Source organism: Metabacillus sp. SLBN-84 (assembly GCF_053629595.1).
In genome coordinates this window covers 1,989,258-2,007,694 of the sequence record NZ_JBRJIP010000001.1, presented here as the reverse complement: position 1 = coordinate 2,007,694, position 18,437 = coordinate 1,989,258, and the positions used below count along the sequence as shown (strand labels likewise).

The 18,437-nt window shown below is 45.1% G+C and carries 22 protein-coding genes; 2 read left to right on the top strand and 20 right to left on the bottom strand.

Going from position 1 to position 18,437, the window contains the following annotated elements; genetic code table 11:
- Positions 1 to 3 precede the first annotated feature (3 nt).
- The 12 genes from RKD52_RS10355 to RKD52_RS10300 all read right to left on the bottom strand — a co-directional run bounded on the left by RKD52_RS10355 (position 4) and on the right by RKD52_RS10300 (position 11,330).
- Positions 4 to 429, bottom strand: a complete 426-nt coding sequence (locus RKD52_RS10355) for a MarR family winged helix-turn-helix transcriptional regulator (RefSeq protein WP_454099652.1) — start codon at positions 427 to 429, stop codon at positions 4 to 6.
- Positions 430 to 951: 522 nt separating this feature from the next.
- Positions 952 to 1,185, bottom strand: coding sequence for a YozE family protein (locus tag RKD52_RS10350; protein WP_369733457.1), 234 nt, complete (start codon positions 1,183 to 1,185; stop codon positions 952 to 954).
- An 84-nt stretch (positions 1,186 to 1,269) separates the two neighbouring features.
- A complete protein-coding gene (locus RKD52_RS10345; protein ID WP_454099651.1) occupies positions 1,270 to 1,551 on the bottom strand; it encodes a YokU family protein in 282 nt (93 codons plus the stop codon).
- A complete protein-coding gene (gene kamA, locus RKD52_RS10340) occupies positions 1,544 to 2,956 on the bottom strand; it encodes a lysine 2,3-aminomutase (protein WP_369733459.1) in 1,413 nt (470 codons plus the stop codon). The genes RKD52_RS10345 and kamA overlap by 8 nt, the downstream gene beginning before the upstream one ends.
- Before the next feature lie 378 nt (positions 2,957 to 3,334).
- Positions 3,335 to 3,499 carry a hypothetical protein gene (locus tag RKD52_RS10335; protein WP_454099650.1) on the bottom strand — a complete coding sequence of 55 codons (165 nt, stop codon included), beginning with the start codon at positions 3,497 to 3,499 and terminating at the stop codon, positions 3,335 to 3,337.
- A 1-nt stretch (position 3,500) separates the two neighbouring features.
- Positions 3,501 to 4,901, bottom strand: coding sequence for a sigma-54 interaction domain-containing protein (locus tag RKD52_RS10330; RefSeq protein WP_454099649.1), 1,401 nt, complete (start codon positions 4,899 to 4,901; stop codon positions 3,501 to 3,503).
- A gap of 39 nt (positions 4,902 to 4,940) precedes the next feature.
- Complete coding sequence (gene ablB, locus RKD52_RS10325) at positions 4,941 to 5,795, bottom strand: putative beta-lysine N-acetyltransferase (RefSeq protein ID WP_454099648.1); 855 nt, start codon at positions 5,793 to 5,795, stop codon at positions 4,941 to 4,943.
- 75 nt (positions 5,796 to 5,870) lie between these two features.
- On the bottom strand, positions 5,871 to 7,301 hold the full coding sequence (locus tag RKD52_RS10320) for an aldehyde dehydrogenase family protein (protein WP_454099647.1): 1,431 nt from the start codon (positions 7,299 to 7,301) through the stop codon (positions 5,871 to 5,873).
- 66 nt (positions 7,302 to 7,367) lie between these two features.
- Positions 7,368 to 8,636, bottom strand: coding sequence for a peptidase (locus tag RKD52_RS10315; protein WP_454099646.1), 1,269 nt, complete (start codon positions 8,634 to 8,636; stop codon positions 7,368 to 7,370).
- Positions 8,637 to 8,658: 22 nt separating this feature from the next.
- Positions 8,659 to 9,297: a 3-oxoacid CoA-transferase subunit B gene (locus RKD52_RS10310; RefSeq protein ID WP_454099645.1), complete on the bottom strand. Its 639-nt coding sequence runs from the start codon at positions 9,295 to 9,297 to the stop codon at positions 8,659 to 8,661.
- Positions 9,276 to 9,983 (bottom strand): CoA transferase subunit A, encoded by a 708-nt coding sequence (locus RKD52_RS10305; RefSeq protein ID WP_454099644.1) that lies wholly within the window; start codon positions 9,981 to 9,983, stop codon positions 9,276 to 9,278. The genes RKD52_RS10310 and RKD52_RS10305 overlap by 22 nt, the downstream gene beginning before the upstream one ends.
- Before the next feature lie 6 nt (positions 9,984 to 9,989).
- Positions 9,990 to 11,330 carry an aspartate aminotransferase family protein gene (locus RKD52_RS10300; protein ID WP_454101190.1) on the bottom strand — a complete coding sequence of 447 codons (1,341 nt, stop codon included), beginning with the start codon at positions 11,328 to 11,330 and terminating at the stop codon, positions 9,990 to 9,992.
- A 224-nt stretch (positions 11,331 to 11,554) separates the two neighbouring features.
- Here RKD52_RS10300 and RKD52_RS10295 point away from each other — a divergent pair, with 224 nt between their 5' ends.
- Entirely contained in the window at positions 11,555 to 11,749 is a 195-nt protein-coding gene (locus RKD52_RS10295; RefSeq protein ID WP_029280706.1) for a DUF6954 family protein, read from the top strand.
- Between the two features lie 37 nt (positions 11,750 to 11,786).
- Here RKD52_RS10295 and RKD52_RS10290 read toward each other — a convergent pair whose 3' ends face one another.
- A complete protein-coding gene (locus RKD52_RS10290; protein WP_454099643.1) occupies positions 11,787 to 12,230 on the bottom strand; it encodes an N-acetyltransferase family protein in 444 nt (147 codons plus the stop codon).
- A 17-nt stretch (positions 12,231 to 12,247) separates the two neighbouring features.
- The gene (locus tag RKD52_RS10285) at positions 12,248 to 12,958 is read right to left on the bottom strand and encodes a nucleotidyltransferase domain-containing protein (RefSeq protein WP_454099642.1); all 711 of its coding nucleotides are present in this window, start codon (positions 12,956 to 12,958) and stop codon (positions 12,248 to 12,250) included.
- Positions 12,959 to 13,158: 200 nt separating this feature from the next.
- Between RKD52_RS10285 and RKD52_RS10280 the strand changes: the two genes are divergently transcribed.
- Complete coding sequence (locus RKD52_RS10280; protein ID WP_454099641.1) at positions 13,159 to 13,818, top strand: phosphatase PAP2 family protein; 660 nt, start codon at positions 13,159 to 13,161, stop codon at positions 13,816 to 13,818.
- 424 nt (positions 13,819 to 14,242) lie between these two features.
- On the opposite strand, the gene RKD52_RS10275 is transcribed toward RKD52_RS10280, so the two are convergent.
- The 6 genes from RKD52_RS10275 to RKD52_RS10250 all read right to left on the bottom strand — a co-directional run bounded on the left by RKD52_RS10275 (position 14,243) and on the right by RKD52_RS10250 (position 18,432).
- Positions 14,243 to 14,671 carry a MarR family winged helix-turn-helix transcriptional regulator gene (locus RKD52_RS10275; RefSeq protein WP_369733471.1) on the bottom strand — a complete coding sequence of 143 codons (429 nt, stop codon included), beginning with the start codon at positions 14,669 to 14,671 and terminating at the stop codon, positions 14,243 to 14,245.
- Between the two features lie 21 nt (positions 14,672 to 14,692).
- Positions 14,693 to 15,403 (bottom strand): GTP pyrophosphokinase, encoded by a 711-nt coding sequence (locus tag RKD52_RS10270; protein WP_454101189.1) that lies wholly within the window; start codon positions 15,401 to 15,403, stop codon positions 14,693 to 14,695.
- Positions 15,404 to 15,444: 41 nt separating this feature from the next.
- Positions 15,445 to 15,852 (bottom strand): transcriptional regulator Spx, encoded by a 408-nt coding sequence (spx, locus tag RKD52_RS10265; protein ID WP_369733472.1) that lies wholly within the window; start codon positions 15,850 to 15,852, stop codon positions 15,445 to 15,447.
- Between the two features lie 146 nt (positions 15,853 to 15,998).
- Complete coding sequence (locus RKD52_RS10260) at positions 15,999 to 16,169, bottom strand: hypothetical protein (protein WP_454099640.1); 171 nt, start codon at positions 16,167 to 16,169, stop codon at positions 15,999 to 16,001.
- Positions 16,170 to 16,189: 20 nt separating this feature from the next.
- Positions 16,190 to 16,780, bottom strand: coding sequence for a GNAT family N-acetyltransferase (locus RKD52_RS10255; RefSeq protein ID WP_454099639.1), 591 nt, complete (start codon positions 16,778 to 16,780; stop codon positions 16,190 to 16,192).
- A 161-nt stretch (positions 16,781 to 16,941) separates the two neighbouring features.
- Positions 16,942 to 18,432, bottom strand: coding sequence for an amidase (locus RKD52_RS10250; protein ID WP_454101188.1), 1,491 nt, complete (start codon positions 18,430 to 18,432; stop codon positions 16,942 to 16,944).
- Positions 18,433 to 18,437: the final 5 nt, after the last annotated feature.

The following is an 18,437-nucleotide window of genomic DNA, read 5'->3' as shown; positions in this document are numbered from 1 at the left end:
CCTCTAGTTTTCTTCTAATAATTTTTTTAAAAGGCGATTAAATACAATCATTTCATCATCGGTTACGTTTTCCAGTTTCCGGTGAAAGTATTCTGTGATGGTCGCCTCTACTGTTTTCGCCACTCTCTCGCCTTCTTCCGTCAGCTGGAGAAGGACAACTCGTCTGTCGTCGCTTGCCCTGCCACGTGTTAAGTAGCCTTTTTTTATCAGCCGTTCACTTACTGAAGTAATATGGCTGCACGAAACGCTCAGCAGATCTGCAATCCGGCTGACATTCGGATGATCCTGTTCATGCACGAGCCTAAGCACCATAAATTCATTAAACGGCAGCATCGGTTCAAGCATTTCATTCAAATGTGCCCTGGTCATCTTGTTCAGCTTTCTGTAATTCGAGAGAAATTCGTAGGTGAGCTCCTGACGTGTATTCATGTTCCCCTCCCGTTTTTCCAAATCAATTTAATACTTAACTTACTTAACTATTAACTTTATTAACTATATGACGGAGGTGAAAAGTTGTCAAGGAATAAAGCATACTTGCAAAGGAGAAAGATGCATCCCCTATTATTTCTAGCACGATTGTGAACGAATTCCCTTGAGTGATGCCACTTTTTCGTCCCGCCATCATCAAGATGTGGCGCTTCTCTCCTTAATGACGCCACTTTTTCACACCGCCAGCATAAAAAAGTGGTGCTTCTGTCCTTAGTGACGCCACTTTTTTACCCCGCCAGCATCAAGATGTGGCGCTTCTCTCCTTAGTGACGCCACTTTTCCATCCCGCCAGCATCATGAAGTGGTGTTTCTCTCCTTAGTGACGCCATTTATTGCCCGTATTATCACCTAAATATGGCAATACGCTGCTAAGAGATGCCATATTTAATTACACTGCATATAAGTTAAAGCACCTCTCTCTGAGATAAAAAAACAAAAAAACAGCCCTGGCCAGGACTGCTCTCAAAGTGCTGATTTTTTTAAGATTTCCATTTCATACAAGTCCCAGGCATCATCAAATACGACAAGACCCGGCAAGTACGAGCCGTTGAGCTCAAGATATGAGCTGATTTCATGGTAATCGTCGGATGATTTTGGGAAACTGTGATCATCGTAAGCATCATTGGCAAAACGGCTGATGTCATCCTGAGGCTTCGGATGACGGTATTTCATCAGGTAGTGATAAAAAGATTTCATGCGGGTCCCCTCCGTTGGGTTTGTAAAGTGCCCCTATTATAACGCGGATTGGACAAGAAGAAAACCTCAGAATCGTCTGAGGTTTCACGTAAAGTCAAAATAGTTTCGCTTTAAATGGCGCTTCCATTTCATGAGCTCATCAAAATTCACTCGGTTTGGCAGTTCTTTAACATTGATCAGAAGGAGCTGATTTTCGATTTCATTGATTGTATCCTCACTCTGATAGCTGATGCCGCAATCCGGACATTCCGTACAGGGCGTTTCAGAAATTTCGATGGCGCGTGATCCATCCGGCAGCTCCCAGTGAACAAGGTTGCTTGTTTTTACGGCATTTTGCGATTCACACCACTCGCAGCGCTCACTCATTTTCCGCCGCCTTCTTATCTTCGGATTTTAAAAGCTGGGCACGGTATTTCTTCTCTTTTAATTCGTCCCGCTTTTCCCGCTTGTTCTTTAAGCTCGCATGCTCTGGATTGGTTTCAAACGTTTTTCTTCGGCTGATGCGTCCGATGCCCTCAGGAATCAGGTTAAACTGTGCATCTTCATATAAACCTGCAATGCCTGACAATGATTTTTTCGAATCTGAGTCCGGATAGATTTCATTGAAATAATCTTCAGCAAGTCCCGGGACATAATTCTCCGGCTCCGGATACGTTGTGATCACACCCTCGAAATTTCGAAGAACCACTTTCCCCGGACTTTGGGAAATCAGATAGTTTGGCTGCAGAGCGATTTTCCCTCCGCCTCCCGGTGCATCCACTACGAATGTCGGTACGGCATAACCGCTTGTATGACCTCTTAGGCCTTCAATAATTTCGAGTCCTTTTGAAACAGGTGCACGGAAATGGCCGATGCCTTCAGATAGATCACACTGGTAAATGTAATACGGACGGACTCTGATTTTTACGAGGTCGTGCATGAGTTTTTTCATAATTTGAACGCTGTCATTGATGCCGGCAAGGATAACTGCCTGATTGCCGACAGGCACACCTGCATTAGCGAGCATCTCACAGGCCTTTTTGGACTCTTCTGTAATTTCGATGGATGTATTGAAATGGGTATTCAGCCAGATCGGATGGTATTTTTTCAGGATATTGCAGAGATTTTCAGTAATGCGCTGCGGAAATACGACCGGAGCACGCGTTCCAATCCGGATAATTTCAACATGATCAATAGCTCTCAAGTTTTTTAAAATATACTCTAAAATGGTGTCATTGATTAAAAGCCCGTCACCGCCTGAAATGAGAACATCCCTCACTTCCGGTGTTTGAGCAATATAAGCGATCGCATCGTCAAGCTGCTTCTTTGGCACTCCCATGCCGATTTGTCCTGAAAAGCGTCTTCTTGTACAGTAACGGCAATACATGGAGCATTGATTTGTCACCAGGAAAAGAACGCGGTCCGGATAGCGGTGGGTCAGGCCGGGTACAGGAGAATCTTCATCTTCATGCAGCGGATCTTCCAGGTCATACTTGGTTTTATTCAGCTCCTGTGAAATCGGCACCGACTGCATGCGGATCGGGCACCTCGGATCATCTTCGTTCATCAGCCACGCGTAGTATGGAGTTATATTCAAAGGAATGGTTTTCGTAGAGATTTTGACGCCTTCTTCTTCATCTGGTGTCAAGTTCACAACTTTTTTCAAATCTCCGAGTGTCCGGATTGTGTTCGTCAGCTGCCACAGCCAGTCATTCCATTGCTCTTCCGTCACATCTTTCCACAGCTCAATATCTTTCCAATGGCGTTTCGGCTTATACAAGTTGTATTTCACAGCAGTTCCCCCATTTCGGTCTTTACCACTATTACATGCAAAAAGCGTGCCAAGGTGACTAGAAAAGCGGAATCAGCCGTTTAGCTCCGATAGGCAGAAAAGAAATCGACCAGAAAGGCCGGGTTTGCCTTTTTGGGCGATTTTGTTCTGACAGAGGAGTTGGCTGATGGAGCTGGACAATCTAGAAAAGCGGAAGCGCTCGTTTAGCTCCGGGAGTCAGATAAGGAAATGGCGGAAAAGGCGCTTTTTGCCTTTACCGACAGTTCCGTTCTGACAGAGGAGTTGAGCGCTGGAGCTAGACAATTCGAAAAGCGGAGCCGACTGTTCAACCCTTTCAGTCAGATAAGAAATCCCCGGAATAGTCCGGTTTTGACTTTTTCAGGGATTTTGTTCTGACAGAGGAGTTGGCTGATGGAGCTGGACAATCCAGAAAAGCGGAGCCGACTGTTCAACCCTTTCAGTCAGATAGTAAATCCACGGAAAATCCGGCTTTGTTCTTTTCGGTTTTTTTGACCTGTCAAGAATAAACCATCCAAATCCCACCCTATCCTTCTGACTCCAGTGCCGAATATTGGTCAGTACGATATTTTTTGAGCTTGTACTGCAGGGTTTGTCTTGGAATGCCGAGAAGCTTTGCAGCTTTCAGGACATTTCCTTTTGTTTGCTGCATAGCATCAAGGATCAGCTCGCGTTCATATTTTGACAGCCTGCTTTGCAGGGAACCGCCCCTTTCATCTGATTCTTCCTCATTCATTAAGTACGGAGGAAGGTGGCTCGGCAGAATCTGCCCTTCATCACACATGTTCATGGCAAATTCCAGGCAATGCTTGAGTTCCCGCACATTCCCCCGCCAGCGCTTACTGCTCAGCAGGCTCTCAGTCTCTTTTGAAAGGCCGGTTACCCGTTTGCCAAATTCCTGATTGTATTTTTTGATAAAAGCAGCCGCAAGGAGCGGGATGTCAGCTGGTCTTTCCCGGAGAGGAGGAAGGCTGAGCCCGAACACATTGAGCCTGAAATAAAGATCTTCTCTTATCTTATGTTCTTTTAAACATTGCTCAGGCAGGATATTCATGGCGGCAACCACTCTGACATCAACGTTTACCGCCCGGCTGCTGCCGATTCTTCTGATTGCCCCGTCGTCAATGACGCGAAGAAGCTTTGCCTGAAGGTTAATGGGCATCGACTGAAGTTCATCCAAAAAGAGAGTGCCGCCGTGGGAAAGTTCAAATAAACCTGCCCGGTCTGCGGCGCCTGTATAGCTTCCTTTCACCGTGCCAAACAGAAGGCTTTCAAGAAGGGCTTCCGGAAGGGCGGCACAGTTTTGGGCAATGAACGGCGCCTGTCTTCTCGCAGATTCGTTATGCACCGCCTGAACAACAAGTTCTTTCCCTGTACCCGTTTCCCCGTAGACCAGCAGATTGGAAGAAGTTCTTGCTACCTTTTTTATCAGCTCTTTCACATGAAGCAGATTGCTGCTGACTGTGAGAATGTCCTCAAGCCTGTAGACGGTTCCATTGACCGCTTTTGCTTTAGCTGGTGACGATATTCTTGACTGCAGGTCTGCAAGTCTCTCTGTCAGCTGCTTGATGGCAGAAAAATCCTTTGCAATTTCGACTGCTCCGATGACAGTGTTTCCTGATAAAATAGGAAGACTCGTATTCACCGTTTCAATTTTTTCGCCTTTTACATTTATGTAGGTCTGCGTGTGATGGTAAATCGGCTTTTTCGTCCTGATCGCCTTAAGAAGTGTGCTTGTGTCTTCTGACAGAGATGGAAAGGCGTCAAATAAATGTTTTCCCAGGACTTCTTCCGGTTTCAGTCCGTCGTGATAAGCTGCAATCTCATTGTAGAACACCGTCATCCCGTTTTCATCAACCGCATGAATGCCTTCATCAATTGTCTCTAAAATATGATGGATGAGCTTATCTCTAGTTTGGTCCGCCATAGCAATCCCCCTTAGTGCCGGTTTTCCAGCAGCAAACGCTCACTTTTCGGCAGACAAATCTTTGCACCAGACATTCATATTTTCAAGATTTGTACTGATGATGCAGTTATTTGTGAGTCTGCCGGTATATTCATAATCAAGCTGATAAAGAACTGCATTCATCCCAAAAGAGGCTGCCCTTGCAATGGAATAGGCACAGTAAATGCCTTCTTTCCTGAGCACGTCTTCAAGCTTCAGCAAAAGTGTTCTCATCAGCCGGTGCTGTCTAGCTTCAGGAAGCGTTGCACAGTCTGTCAGCTCTGCATTATGATAGGAATAATTTATTTCCGCTGATGCTGCACTGACGATTTGTTGATCTTTTTCAGCCAGAAAGTAAACCGTCCCTTCTTTCATCGTTTCCACAATATAATCTGAAGAATGAAGCGGCGTCGGATACACTTCAAATACCTTTTTGTAAAGAGACGCAAGCCCTTCTGCATCTGTTCTTTCTGCTTTTCGGAAGGTAAAACCTGAAGTATCCGGAAAGGCCGTTTTTTCTTTCTCATAAATGGCATTGATCATTCTGTCCTGCTCCGTCCACTCAGTCGTCGTTCTTCTGTCCTCGCTGAAGTATTTTGTAAAGAAGCAGGCATGATCACCGTGGAAATACCCTTTAATGACTGCTTCAAGCTGATACTGTCTTTTTAAAAGCTCATGAATATCCGAGCTTTTCCCCTTAATAATGAGCTTGGTGAAACCGCTGTCCAATGCTGCTTTTTCTGCACCAGCGAGTAGTTCTTCCATATTTCCCCGGTAATCATCAATTCTCATCCGGCTGTTAAAATGGTCAAAAACCGCAGTCGCCCTGTACGACCTGCCTTTCAGTTCTTTTTCCTCTGTTTTATATTCGTTCACACTTTTCCTCCCCCTTTTGTTCAATCCAGAAAAAAAGAGTGCAGGAATTGCACTCACTCTTTTTTCCCAGCTGTATTACATGTTTGCATGATTGAATGAAATCAGTTTCAACTCGGTCAGTTCTTCCATTGCATATTTGATGCCTTCTCTTCCAAACCCGCTGTCTTTAACGCCGCCGTACGGCATATGATCAACGCGGAACGTCGGGATGTCATTGATCATCACCCCGCCGACATGGAGATCTTTTGCCGCTTTAAATGCAAGGTCCACTCTGTTTGTAAATACGCCTGCCTGAAGTCCGTACCGGGAGTTATTGACTTCTTCAATGGCTTCATCAAATGTCCGAAAGGAATTGATGATGGCAACAGGTGCGAATGCCTCCTGGCAGGAAAGACTGGTGTCAGAAGGCACATTCAGCAAAATGGCCGGTTCGATTGTCTGATTCTCTGACTCTTTTCCTCCGCACGCACGCGTTGCACCTGCTGCTTCGGCTTCCTCAATCCAGGCGATGGCGCGATCCACATCATCTCCTGAAATGAGTGAGGATACATCCGTCTGCTCATCAAGCGGATTCCCGACTTTCAATTTCCGTGTTTGTTCAACAGCCTGGGACACGAATTCATCAAATATGTCCTCATGCACATAAATACGCTGCACCGAGATACATACCTGCCCTGCAAATGCAAATGCTCCAGTGACGCATCTTGCTGCCACTTCAGAAACATTTGCATCTTCATTTACGATTACTGCCGAGTTAGAGCCAAGCTCAAGAAGGGTTTTTCTCATGCCGGCTTCCTGCTTCAGCTTTTTTCCTACCTCTGGGCTGCCTGTAAATGTCAGGGCTTTTATCCGGTCATCTGATGTAAAATGCTTCCCTACCTCGCTGCCCTTGCCTGTGACAATGTTCAGTGCGCCCGCAGGCAGACCCGCTTCATGAAAAAGTTCTCCAATAAAATAGGAACTTAAAGGGGTTTGGGTTGCGGGTTTTAAAACAACCGTATTTCCTGAGGCAAATGCAGGACCCAGCTTGTGAGCCACTAGATTCATTGGGAAGTTAAACGGTGTGATGGCACCAATGACGCCAATTGGTTCCCGCACCGTATAGGCTGTGCGGTTTTCCCCTCCGGGTGCTGCATCCATTCTGATCGTCTCACCGTCGAGTCTTCTTGCCTCTTCTGCCGCAAATGTATAGGTCATGACTGTGCGGTCTACCTCTGCCCGTGCCGTTTTGATCGGCTTTGCCGCCTCTTTTGAGATAATTTGTGCCGCTTCCTCTTTCCGTTCCGCTAGAAGCTCGGCTGTTCGTTTAAGAATATCTGCCCGTTTGTGCGCAGGAAGCTCCTTCATTTCAAAGAATGCTTCAAATGCAGCATCCACGGCTGCTTTCACCATGCTGCCGTCTGCGATGGCGACTTCTGCAAGCCTCTCTTTTGAGTAGGGAGATGTCAGTTCCACATATGTTTCTGATTCTTCGTATTTACCATTGATCCACAAATGCTGCTTCATTTCCGGTCACCTCTATTAGTAAGTCTTTTCCTGTACTTGTTTCCCCTCTCCTAAGCCCTGAAAACATCACTCAGACACTTCGCACCAGTCTAATAAGAACGCAGCAATCACTTTTGTGCAGGAGATCATCTGATCGATGTCGATATATTCATTTGGAAAATGCGCCATTTCTGTTTCTCCGGGACCAAAGACAATTGAGGGTATGCCGCCGGCGTGCGAAAGGAGACCGGCATCCGTCCCCCATGGGGATGCTTCAACCACAGGCTCTCTTTCCAGAATGTCGACATATGCTTTTGACAAAGCCTCTGTCAGCGGATGCGTTCCGTCAATTTCATTCGGCAGCCATCTTGCCCCGAACCATTCAAGCTCAGCAGGATGTTCTTTAAACCATTCATCTTTAGATGACAATTCGTCTATCCATCCTTGAAATTCGGCCTGTACATCCTCAATGTTCTCATTCGGTGCAATTCCGCATCTGCCTTCAAGTGTCACAAGATCAGCTACCGATGAAGGCCATGTGCCTCCTTCTATTTTACCGATATTAATAGGAACTGGAATGGGAATTTTCTGATAGAGAGGATCTGTAATCCGTTTATTTCTTTTTTGTTCAAGCTCAAGCACATGCTGAACAACGAGGCTGGTCTTCTCAATGGCACTCACGCCTTCATATCTTGTTCCGCCATGTGCTGAGCGGCCTTTAATCTTAAGCCTGAACCACATGGACCCCTGCTGTTTTTGAAAGATTTTCATTTTAGTAGGCTCCGGAACAATCGCAGCATCCGCTTTATAGCCCCGCAGTATAGCTGCAAGTGTTCCTGCTCCTCCGCTTTCTTCCTCTATCACACTTTGAAAAATCACATCTCCCTTCAGTGAAATGCCTGATGCTTTAATGGCTTCTATTGCCATTAACAGACAGACATTCCCTCCTTTCATATCCGTTGACCCTCTCCCGTAAAGACGGTTATCCTTAACAGCTGCCTGATACGGATCAACTTCCCACTGCTTCAGATCTCCTTCCGGAACAACATCTACATGGCCGTTTAAAATAACAGACTTGCCGCCGCCCTTTCCTTTCATCACCCCAACGATATTCGGGCTGTCCTTAAAGGATGTTCTTGTCGCAACAAAATGGGGATGCTGCTTTAATGCTTTCCCCCCGGGTTCCCATAAATCGATGTCCAGGCTGAGCTGCCGGCACTTCTCAAGGACGACAGCCTGTGCTGATGCTTCATTCCCCTGAACACTCCGCTGTTCCACCATTTTCTTCAGCAGCTTAACGTGGCGGTGCCGGTTGTCATTGATCCAGGCGCAAACTAGCTTTTGTGAGTCTTCCATTCCATCACCTCTTCACTAAATTTCAGGTTTCAAGCTTCACCCCTGTGTGTTTGATCACATCCTCCACTGTGAAAGGAGGCATGACCTCAAGCAGCTTCAGACCACCCGGCTGCACTTCGAGCACGGCCATGTCCGTAATGATCATATTGACACATCGTTTTGAAGTGAGAGGCAGCGTACACTCTTCAAGTATTTTCGGTTCACCGTTTTTATTCACATGGTTCATCACAACGATGACTTTTTTGGCTTTTGCAGCAAGCTCCATGGCTCCTCCCATTCCAGGCACTCTTTTTCCCGGTACAATCCAGTTTGCAAGATCCCCTTTTCCGCTTACTTGAAGAGAGCCTAAAATCGTCATATCCACGCAGCCCCTGCGGATCATGCCGAATGCCGCTGCAGAATCAAAGTAAGAGGCCCAATTGCCTGCAGTGACCGGATAGCCTGCTGCATTGCACAGAGTGCCATCTTCTTCACCCGCTGCAGGTGTCGGGCCTATACCGAGTATTCCGTTTTCAGCCTGAATCATGACCTGGGGCTTTCCTGTTAAAAAATTTGGTACAAGCGAAGGAATGCCAATTCCGAGGTTGACAATCATGCCGTTTTCAATTTCCAGTGCAGCCCTTCTGGCAATTTTCTCTCTCACTTCGGCTCCCATACCCATTTCCAGTTCACCCCTTCACTTTGGACTATTGCCTGAACAAAAACGCCCTGCGTAATAATCGTTTCCGGGTCGAGTTCTCCTGAGCTTACGATCTGGTCCACCTCTGCTATCGTATAATCGCCTGCCATCGCCATCAAAGGATTCATGTTTCGGGCACTCTTTTCATAGACAATATTCCCAAACTCATCCGCTGTCCTGCCGCAGATAATCGCTACATCTGCCGTCAGGGCCGTTTCAAGCAAATAGGTCTTCCCGTTTACGGTTAACTTTTCTTTTCCTCTTTCCGCAATCTCGCTGCCTATGCCCACATCACACAGGATCCCGCCAAGGCCCATCCCTCCTGCGCGGATTCTCTCTGCAAGCGTCCCTTGAGGAGAAAACTCAACATGCAGCTTCCCTTCTGACATCAGAGCCCCTGCAATAGGATTTGATCCTATATGTGAAGCAATCAGCTTTCGGACTCTTCCCGAAGAGACGATTCTTCCAATGCCGATATGGGGGAAACCGGCATCATTACAGATGATTTCAAGGTCCCGAACCCCTTTTTCAAGAATGGCATCTACAAGTGTAGGAGGAGTGCCTACTCCTCCAAATCCTCCGGCCATGAGAGTGCAGCCATCCTTTACTTTGGACAGTACTTCGTCTATTTGCCTGATCTTCTGAAAAGCGTTTGAAATCATACACATTCTCCTTTATACCGGGAGGACTTCAGCCTCTATCTCCGAAATGGTTTTGGAAAATAGCCGGACCAGCTCGTTTAGTTCTTCCTCACTGATCGTAAGCGGAGGAGCAATTAAAATGGCGTCTCCGTCTCCCCCTTCGATTCCTGCCGCAGCGGGATAAACAAGAAGTCCATTTGCCTGGGCTTTCTTAATAATGCGGCTTGTCAGGTGATAGGCTTTTGAAAAAGGCTTCTTTGTCGCTTTGTCTGCTACAAACTCAATGCCGATCATAAGTCCCATCCCTCTGACATCCCCAATGATGGAAGTCTTTTTTTGCAATTTCTGAAGCTGTTTCATCAGTATTTTCCCTTTTTCCGCCGATGCGTCATTCAGGCTGTTTTTTTCGATGTAATGCAAAACAGCAAGACTTGCTGCCGCAGATTGTGGATTGGCACTGTAGGTATGTCCGCTCATGATCAGTTTAGATCCCTGCTGAATCGGCCTCATCACTTTGTCGCTTACAAGGGTTGCCGCTATCGGGGCATACCCTGCGCTCATTCCTTTGCCGAGGGCCACAATATCCGGTAATACTCCCCAATGCTCTATTGCCAGAGTTTTCCCTGTTCTTCCAATGCCGGTCATGACTTCATCCGCAATCAGGAGGATATCATACCTGTCACAAATATCCCGGATTTTCTCATAGTAGCCTTCAGGGGGAGTTAGCGCCGCTCCTGCTGCACCTACAAGAGGCTCTGCCACAAATGCGGCTATATGTTCTGCTCCGGTCCTTCTGATTGCTGTTTCAAGTTCGCCTGTACATTTTGCTTTGCAGGATGCGGGCTTTAGTCCAAATGGACACCGGTAGCAGTATGGCGGGGAAACTTCCGGATTTGACTCAAGCAGCTGCTGAAAGCGGAACCGCCTTTCAGGATGGCCTGAAAGGGATAAGGCTCCTAACGTAATTCCGTGGTAGCTCATCCATCTCGATATGATCCTCGTTTTTTGAGGACGGTTCTGCTCCTGAAAATACTGAATGGCTGTCTTCATAGCCGTCTCAATTGCCTCTGACCCGCTGTTAACAAGAAATGTCCAGTTAAGGTCACCCGGCGTGATTTCTGAAAGCTTTTTTGCAAGTCCTTCTGCTGCATGGCTTGAAAACTGGGATCTGTATACAAAAGAAACGGCATTTGCCTGCTTACCCATTTTATCAATGATTTCCGGTACCCCGTGGCCTATTGAACATGTAACTGCTCCTGAAGAAGCGTCCATGTATTTTTTTCCTTCAGTATCAAAGAGATAAACACCTTGTCCATGGCTGACTATTTTATAGCTCTCATCAAGCATGGGTTTGATTAAATAGTCCCTCTCCACCCCGCCATTCACCCCAACCTTCTAATGTATCTTGCTCATTAATACATATGTGGAAGACAAAGCGGTTATTTCTCATTAGCGATCAAAGCCATCGACAAACCTGTTTCTGCCTGATGCCTTCAGTATCCACACAAAAGAAGGCTGTATTTTTTGTAAGCGCTATCATTAGTTCATAAACAAATTTCTTCTCACCTGCATACCATATCTTATTGAAGGGTCAGGTGATGGTTGTGCTGAAGTGGCTGTTTCACGGTGTCTTTTTCGCGATGTTTATTCTGCTTGCCTATTTTGGAGGCGGATCAGTCCTGTTTGCAGACGGGGAGACAGGGGAACGCGTCGTTACGGCTTTTTTTGTCATAATGACAGCAGCTTTTCTCGGAATGGTCTACCATTCTCTTTGCAGGCATTTTTTCAAATAAACGCTTGGAAATCCTCCAAGCGTTTTTATCTGCACTTTTATATGGAATAGGTCAGGAATTCACCTTTTTTCCCGCCCATTCTGGCATAAAAACGCTGAGCCCTTATATTGCTTTCAGCGGTCTCCCACGTCATCGCAGCAAAATGATGCTCCACCGAGTATGTATGGCAGCTTTTAAAAAGCTGTTCAGCAGCACCTTTCCCCCTGAATTCTTCCTTTACATATAGATCATTCATTACTGCAATCTCGCTTGCTCTTGTTGTGCTGTACGTGAAATAAAGGGTTGCAAACCCGACAAGTTTATTTCCTGCTTCTGCAACAAACTGAATACCTCTTTCTCCTTTAAAAAGCGTTTCAATGAGCTTTGTCAGCTTGTCTTCAGCAGGTTTTTCACATTGATAAAAATCTACAATGTACTCATACATCAGCCCCATTAATGCTTCTGTGTCTTTCTTCTCCGGATGCCTTACGATGGTCTTCAAAATGATCCATCCCCTTCTTATTCGTTTTTCCCTAATGAAAACCCTTCAAAAAATCTTCCTCCATACGGCTTTAAAATGTCCTCGGCCAGACGGATTACGCTCTCTTTTTCTCCAAGGCGGTAGTAATCCTCAAATGCGTCAAAAAATGATTCAGCCATCTGGTCGTCAAATTGTTTTAACGATCTATGTATCCATTTTGATTTGCCTATAAATCTTCCGTTTGTAAGCAAAACAAATTGATGGAGGAGTTCAGCAAGATTCCCTGCAACATGAATGCCCTCCGCACGAATTGTACAGCCGGTAAAGTCGTCCAAAGCATCGGTAATGAAATAGCGTCTGCTGTCAATTTCCTCTTGTGTCAGGGGCTCAGGACCCTTTTCAAGCAGAGCTGATGCTTCCTTTTTAATCGGGGCAAGCAGTTCCTCACCCCTCAGCACAATTCCTTCTGCTGTCATTCTCGGCATTGATGGTGTTCCGCGTTTGCAGTCTTCCTCAAAAAAATAACGATAAGATGAAAAATTATGTACAAATGCCTCTACAGGCCAGCCGAAATCGACAAACGATTCTCTGTAAGACTCTTCAATGCTCGCGTCAAATATGACAAGATCCAAGTCTGATGTATGAGTGCCTTCCCCTCTCACTACACTTCCCGCAAGCACAGCTGCGGAACATGAAGGAAACCTTTTTTCAACAATTTTCATTGCTGCCTCTGCAGGCTGAAGCCTCATTTTGTTTCCCCCCTCTCTCTTTTTAAAAAATAGATTCCTTTTTTTCACCGCAGCAGGTATAGTAGGAATGTTCTGTCTTTCTTCCATTATACTCATAATCTGGCAGAAAGTAAGATTGTGATTTCCAATTAGAGACAGATTAACTTGACGTTTGGCCGGGTATAACATTTTTATCAAACTTATTGCAGGAGCGTTTTCTTATGACAAAAAACTATTTTCTTAAAATAAGAGACTTATCCGGGTTTCTCGTATTCCCCCTTCTCGGACTGATGTATGAATTTTTAAATGAAAGGCAGACAGATGCGGTTGACATGACCGCTCCGGCAGATGCTTATATTCCATTTGTCCCGGTTTTCATTCTTCCTTATATCATCTGGTATGTGTATATGTTTGGGTTTCTCCTGTTTTTCTGGTGGAAAGATTCAGCTGTTTACTGGAAAACTGTAATTGCCCTGACAGCAGGAGAATTAATCTGCTTCGGTGTTTATTTTTTCTTCCAGTCAACTGTTCCGAGACCAGAGCTGACGGGAGACGGTTTCCTTATCCATCTTGTTTCGGTGATTTATCAGAACGACCAGCCGTTTAACTGCTTCCCAAGCATTCATGTACTGACTACCTTCATCATTATGCTCGTTCTTCCAAAATTCAAGCTTGGCAGAATGGTTGCATTTATCTCTCAGCTGACGGGGGTTTTGATTATTCTGTCAACGTTGTTTGTAAAACAGCATGTGATCTATGATGTGATTGCATCGATTGCCCTTGGCCTCTCACTCTGGTATATTCTTTTTGAATTAAAGCGCGCTCCGGCACGTTTGCCTTCCGTTATCAAAGAAAGAGTGTCTGAAAGGAATGCCGGCTGACTTAAAGAACCTGAATGGGTTCTTTTTTTATATAAGCTGTCTATTTTTTTTAATCAATCCAGATGATTGAAAAAAATTTTTTTCTGAAGAAAGGCATTTACATCTCATCTGTCGAATTACTATCCATCACTTATTAGTACACTGCAAAGCGGCACAGGGACAAATGTGGGAAGGTTTCCATTCCATTAAGGAGGGGTATATTTACCATCATAATCATAGGTATTAATATGGCTTCTGCTCGGATGGGGACTTTGAATGAAGGAGGCTTTTAGGATGACTAACGAAAATGAAAGAGAAGACCTTTGTGATGAGTGTTCTTTTCACAAAAAGCTGACGTTTTCAGAAAAAGAAGAGTTATGGCTGTGTGAATCCTGCGCATCGGAAGAATAATAAACAAAAAAGCCGGAATTTTCCGGCTTTTTGTTTATTGACCCATCAGACATTTGTGGAAAATGTCCCGCAAATTTTGAATTTCCTCATCTGAAAGCATGCCGAACATGTTTTCAATCTGCTGGTTGATCTGCTTTCTTGCGGAATGGAGCAGTTCCTTTCCTGTCTCTGTTATTTCAAGGTTATAAGCTCTGCGGTCCCTTTCGCTCTGGCACTTTTGCACAAAGCCGTCTTTAATCAGCTTGCTTGTCAGTACGGTGACTCCGCCCGTCGTTATCTGAAGCTGCTCTGCAAGCAGCGAAGGACGCTTGAGCCCTTCTGTCTCGAGAATCTGCAGAATCAGAATATGGGTTTTGGAAAGTCCCACCTGATTCACATGGTTCCAGTCATTCATCCATTTGCGTTCCAGAGAAACAAAAATCTCAAACAGGGAGACGATATTTTCGTTTCTTTTCGTATTCATAGGGGTCATCTCCAGCATGCGTTATACTCTTGTCTGCCTAAGTTTAGCGAGCAGTTCTAAAGGAAGCAGCATTTGTTCCTCAAGAGGATGCTGTTCTTCTCCGTTTTTTTTCAAATCGGTGATCTCATTGTGCAGCCTTTCCATCTTCCGGTCAAGCTCGGCTGCCGATAATGCCGCTTCTCTGAGTTCATCAGTCAAATGTTCAGGTATCGCCTGGTTATATTTATAATAAATTTTATGTTCAAGACTTGCCCAGAAATCCATGGCTATCGTTCGGATTTGAACCTCAACCATCACATTCTCCTGTCTGTCAGACATGAAAACAGGAATTTCTGCCAATAAATGACGGCTTTGGTAGCCATTCGGCTTTGGGTTCTTAATATAATCCTTGCATTCGACGATATGGATGTCTTTCTGGTTTTGAATCATATCGCTGATCTGATAAATATCAGATAAAAACGAGCATGTTATACGAATTCCCGCTATATCTTTCATATTTTTTCTGATTTCTTCCAGTGAAAAAACATAGTTTTTACGATGCATTTTTTTCATGATGCTTTCAGGCGACTTTAGCCTCGAGCTTACGTGCTCAATAGGGCTGTAATCGTGAATATACTGAAATTCCTGTTTTAAAATATTTATTTTCGTATTCATTTCTTCAAGTGCAAACTTGTAGGACATCATAAAGCGCGTGAGTTCTCTCTTGATTGTCTTAAGCTTCTCTGCACTCATTTCCGGCACTTTAAAATCTTCCACCGTATAAACTCCTCCAGTTAATTTGGAAGCATCGTTTTTGCTTCAAGCAGTCTAAGTAAGTATGCCCTGATATTTCTTGGCAAAAACTTGCGGATTTCATCTTCATTAAATCCTACAAGAAATTTTTTTTCATCCATGACAATCGGGCACCGCAGCAACCCTGGTTTAGACTTAAGAAGCTCAAGCAATTCGTGCATGTGCAAAGAATCGAGGTTAACGTCAAGCTCCTGAAACTGCTTCGACCGGGTTGAAAGAATTTCATCTGTCCCTTCTTCTGTCATACGCAATATCTGTTTAAGTTCCTTCATTGTCAGAGGTTCAGTTAAAAGATTTCTTTCTGTATATAAAATATCGTGCTCTTCCATCCAAAGCTTTGTCTTTCTGCAGGATGAGCAGCTGCATGATGTAAACAACGTAATGGCCATAAATGATTCCTCTCCTTCAAAGATTGATCATAAGTCCCACCTGTTTGTAAAACATGTACGATATATATATCTTACAAGTAAGATATATATAAATCAACTAATATGCTTTTTCTTGTTTTATGTGTTTTTATGCAAGAAAAAAGCCATCACTTAAAAAGGGATGACTTTACAGGCCTTCTGCGGCTGCTTGTTCTAAGGGGTTTATCCGGGTATAGAGCCAGAATGGAATCCATCACGCTGTGTCCGCACACCAGACACTTGCTGTCTTCGTGCTGCTGCTCACACTTGCATTTAGGACAATGCTTTTGTTCTTCCATAGGATATGCTTCCCTCCTGCTTAGATATCTTTCTTGGTATTATCGGCTGATGTTCTATTTTCTTTACTGCGCCAATCCATTTTTAAAAGTGAATACATATACAAATCATCAAATTTCCCGCAAGTGTATTCATAATGTCTAAGCAGGCCTTCCCTGATGAACCCTTGCCTTTCCGCGAGCTTTATGGAAGGTGAATTGGAAGGTTCAATTAAGGCTTCGATTCGTTCAAGCTTTAAATGATCAAACCCGTAGCTGATAATGGCCTGAAGAGCTTCAGCCGCAATCCCTTTTCTCCAACACTCTCGGCTTAATTCATAGCCAATTTCAGCGCGGAAATGGTTTGGTTTTCTGTTTAAGAAGCCGCAGCTTCCAATCATGATGCCTGATTCTTTAAGAGAGATTGCCCATCTGATGCCAGTGCCTTCTTGAAAAATTTCCCGGTACCAATCCAATTCGCCGTAAACGTCCTGTAAAGATGTAAATGGATTCAGACCCATATGCCGGACAACTTCTTCATCAGACAAATAGCGGAGCATGTCCGCTGCATCTTCTTGAACAGCCTTTCTCAAAAGCAATCTCTCTGTTTCAATAACAGGAAATGATGTTTCCACTGTGATGCATCTCCATTTTCTAACTGTTCACAAATGCCGGCAGAGCGGATATTAAAAGGTTTTTTCAGCATTCAGACATACAGCAGTCTCTTTGATACGGAATTATTCGCCATGTTTTTACAATTATCCTTCTTTTTCTCTCTATTTCTAAGTTCTGCTGGTCAAAAAAACGGATTCCCTTCCATCCCAATCCACAATTGCGTTTGTTCAATGTCTCCTGCAAGTGAAACAAGCAAGTCTTCTCTTCCTTTAGGCGCTATAAACTGAACTCCAAGCGGGAGTCCTTGTTTTGTCATATGCGTCGGCACACTCATTGCCGGCTGTCCCGTCAAATTGGCCAGCTGGGTAAACGGCGTGTACGTCAGGCTTTTCAGGAACATGTCATAGACAAATGGAAGATGCTCGTCCTTATGGCGTTCGCTGATTTTCAGCAGCGTCTGAATTTCTTCTTCCTTTTGCATTAATTCTCCAATTTCCGGTGCGGCAAAGGCAGTCGCAGGTGTCAGATACAAATCAAACGTCTCATGGAAAGCGGCCATCTGAGCTGCTGCAAAATCCCACTCTGCAAGACTCTTAGAAAATTCGGCAGCTGTTACAGAATGCCCGGCCGTACTCAGAACCCAGGTCACAATGTCCACGTCATTTGCCGCAATCGGCCGCCCAAGCATCTTCTCCAAGTCAAGAATCGTTGCCGACATCTCTCCATTGTTCATCGTATAATAATTCTCCATCAGTCTGACTCCGTCTATACCATTTCCGCGTTCCTCTACTTGGTGCCCCTGACTTTCAAGCCAGCCGGCCATGCGATGAACGGCCTCTTCTGCTTCGCTGCTTACTTTTGTCCCAACTGGTGACTGGGTCTGAAAAGCAATCCGCAGCGGCTTTTTCATTCCTGATTTAAGAGTGTCCGTATATTTCCCTTCAAACAAAGGCGTATGAAAGGCTGCTTCCGGCTGGATCACCTGCAGAAGATCAAGCATCGCAGCACTGTCCCGCACTGATTTTGTCAGGACAAAATCAATGGATGCCCCGTGCCATTGCCTGCCCACACTTGGCCCGACTGGAGTTCTTCCTCTTGTAGGTTTTAATCCGAAAAGGCCGGTAAAAGAGGCCGGAATCCGGATGGAGCCTCCGCCGTCGCTGGCACCGGCTATCGGCACCATTCCTGATGCCACAGCGGCCGCTGAACCGCCGCTTGAACCGCCGGCTGAAAACTTTGTGTTCCACGGATTTTTAGTCGCACCGTGCAGTTCAGGTTCCGTAATGTTTCTCAAACCGAATTCCGGTGTGTTTGTGTGGCCGATCAAAGTAAAACCTGCTTTTCTTAAACGCGTGACAAAATGGGAATCTCTTTTCGCTGTATTGTTTGTCAAAAGCTTTGAACCCGCAGTCAGAGGTTCTCCTTCAACAGCCTGTGAAATGTCTTTCAGCAGCATCGGAACTCCTGCAAACGGCTGGGAATCCACTTTCAGCTCCTGTATTTCCTTCAGTGCTTTCTCCTGCCTGGTTCGGACAACACCGTTTACTAGCGGATTGACATTTTCAATCTGCTTAAATGCAGCATCTGCCAGTTCCTGAGGGGAAACCTCTCTTTTTTTAACCAATTCTGCAAGACCGGTTGCATCGAAGGACGCGTATGTATGCAAATCCATCATTT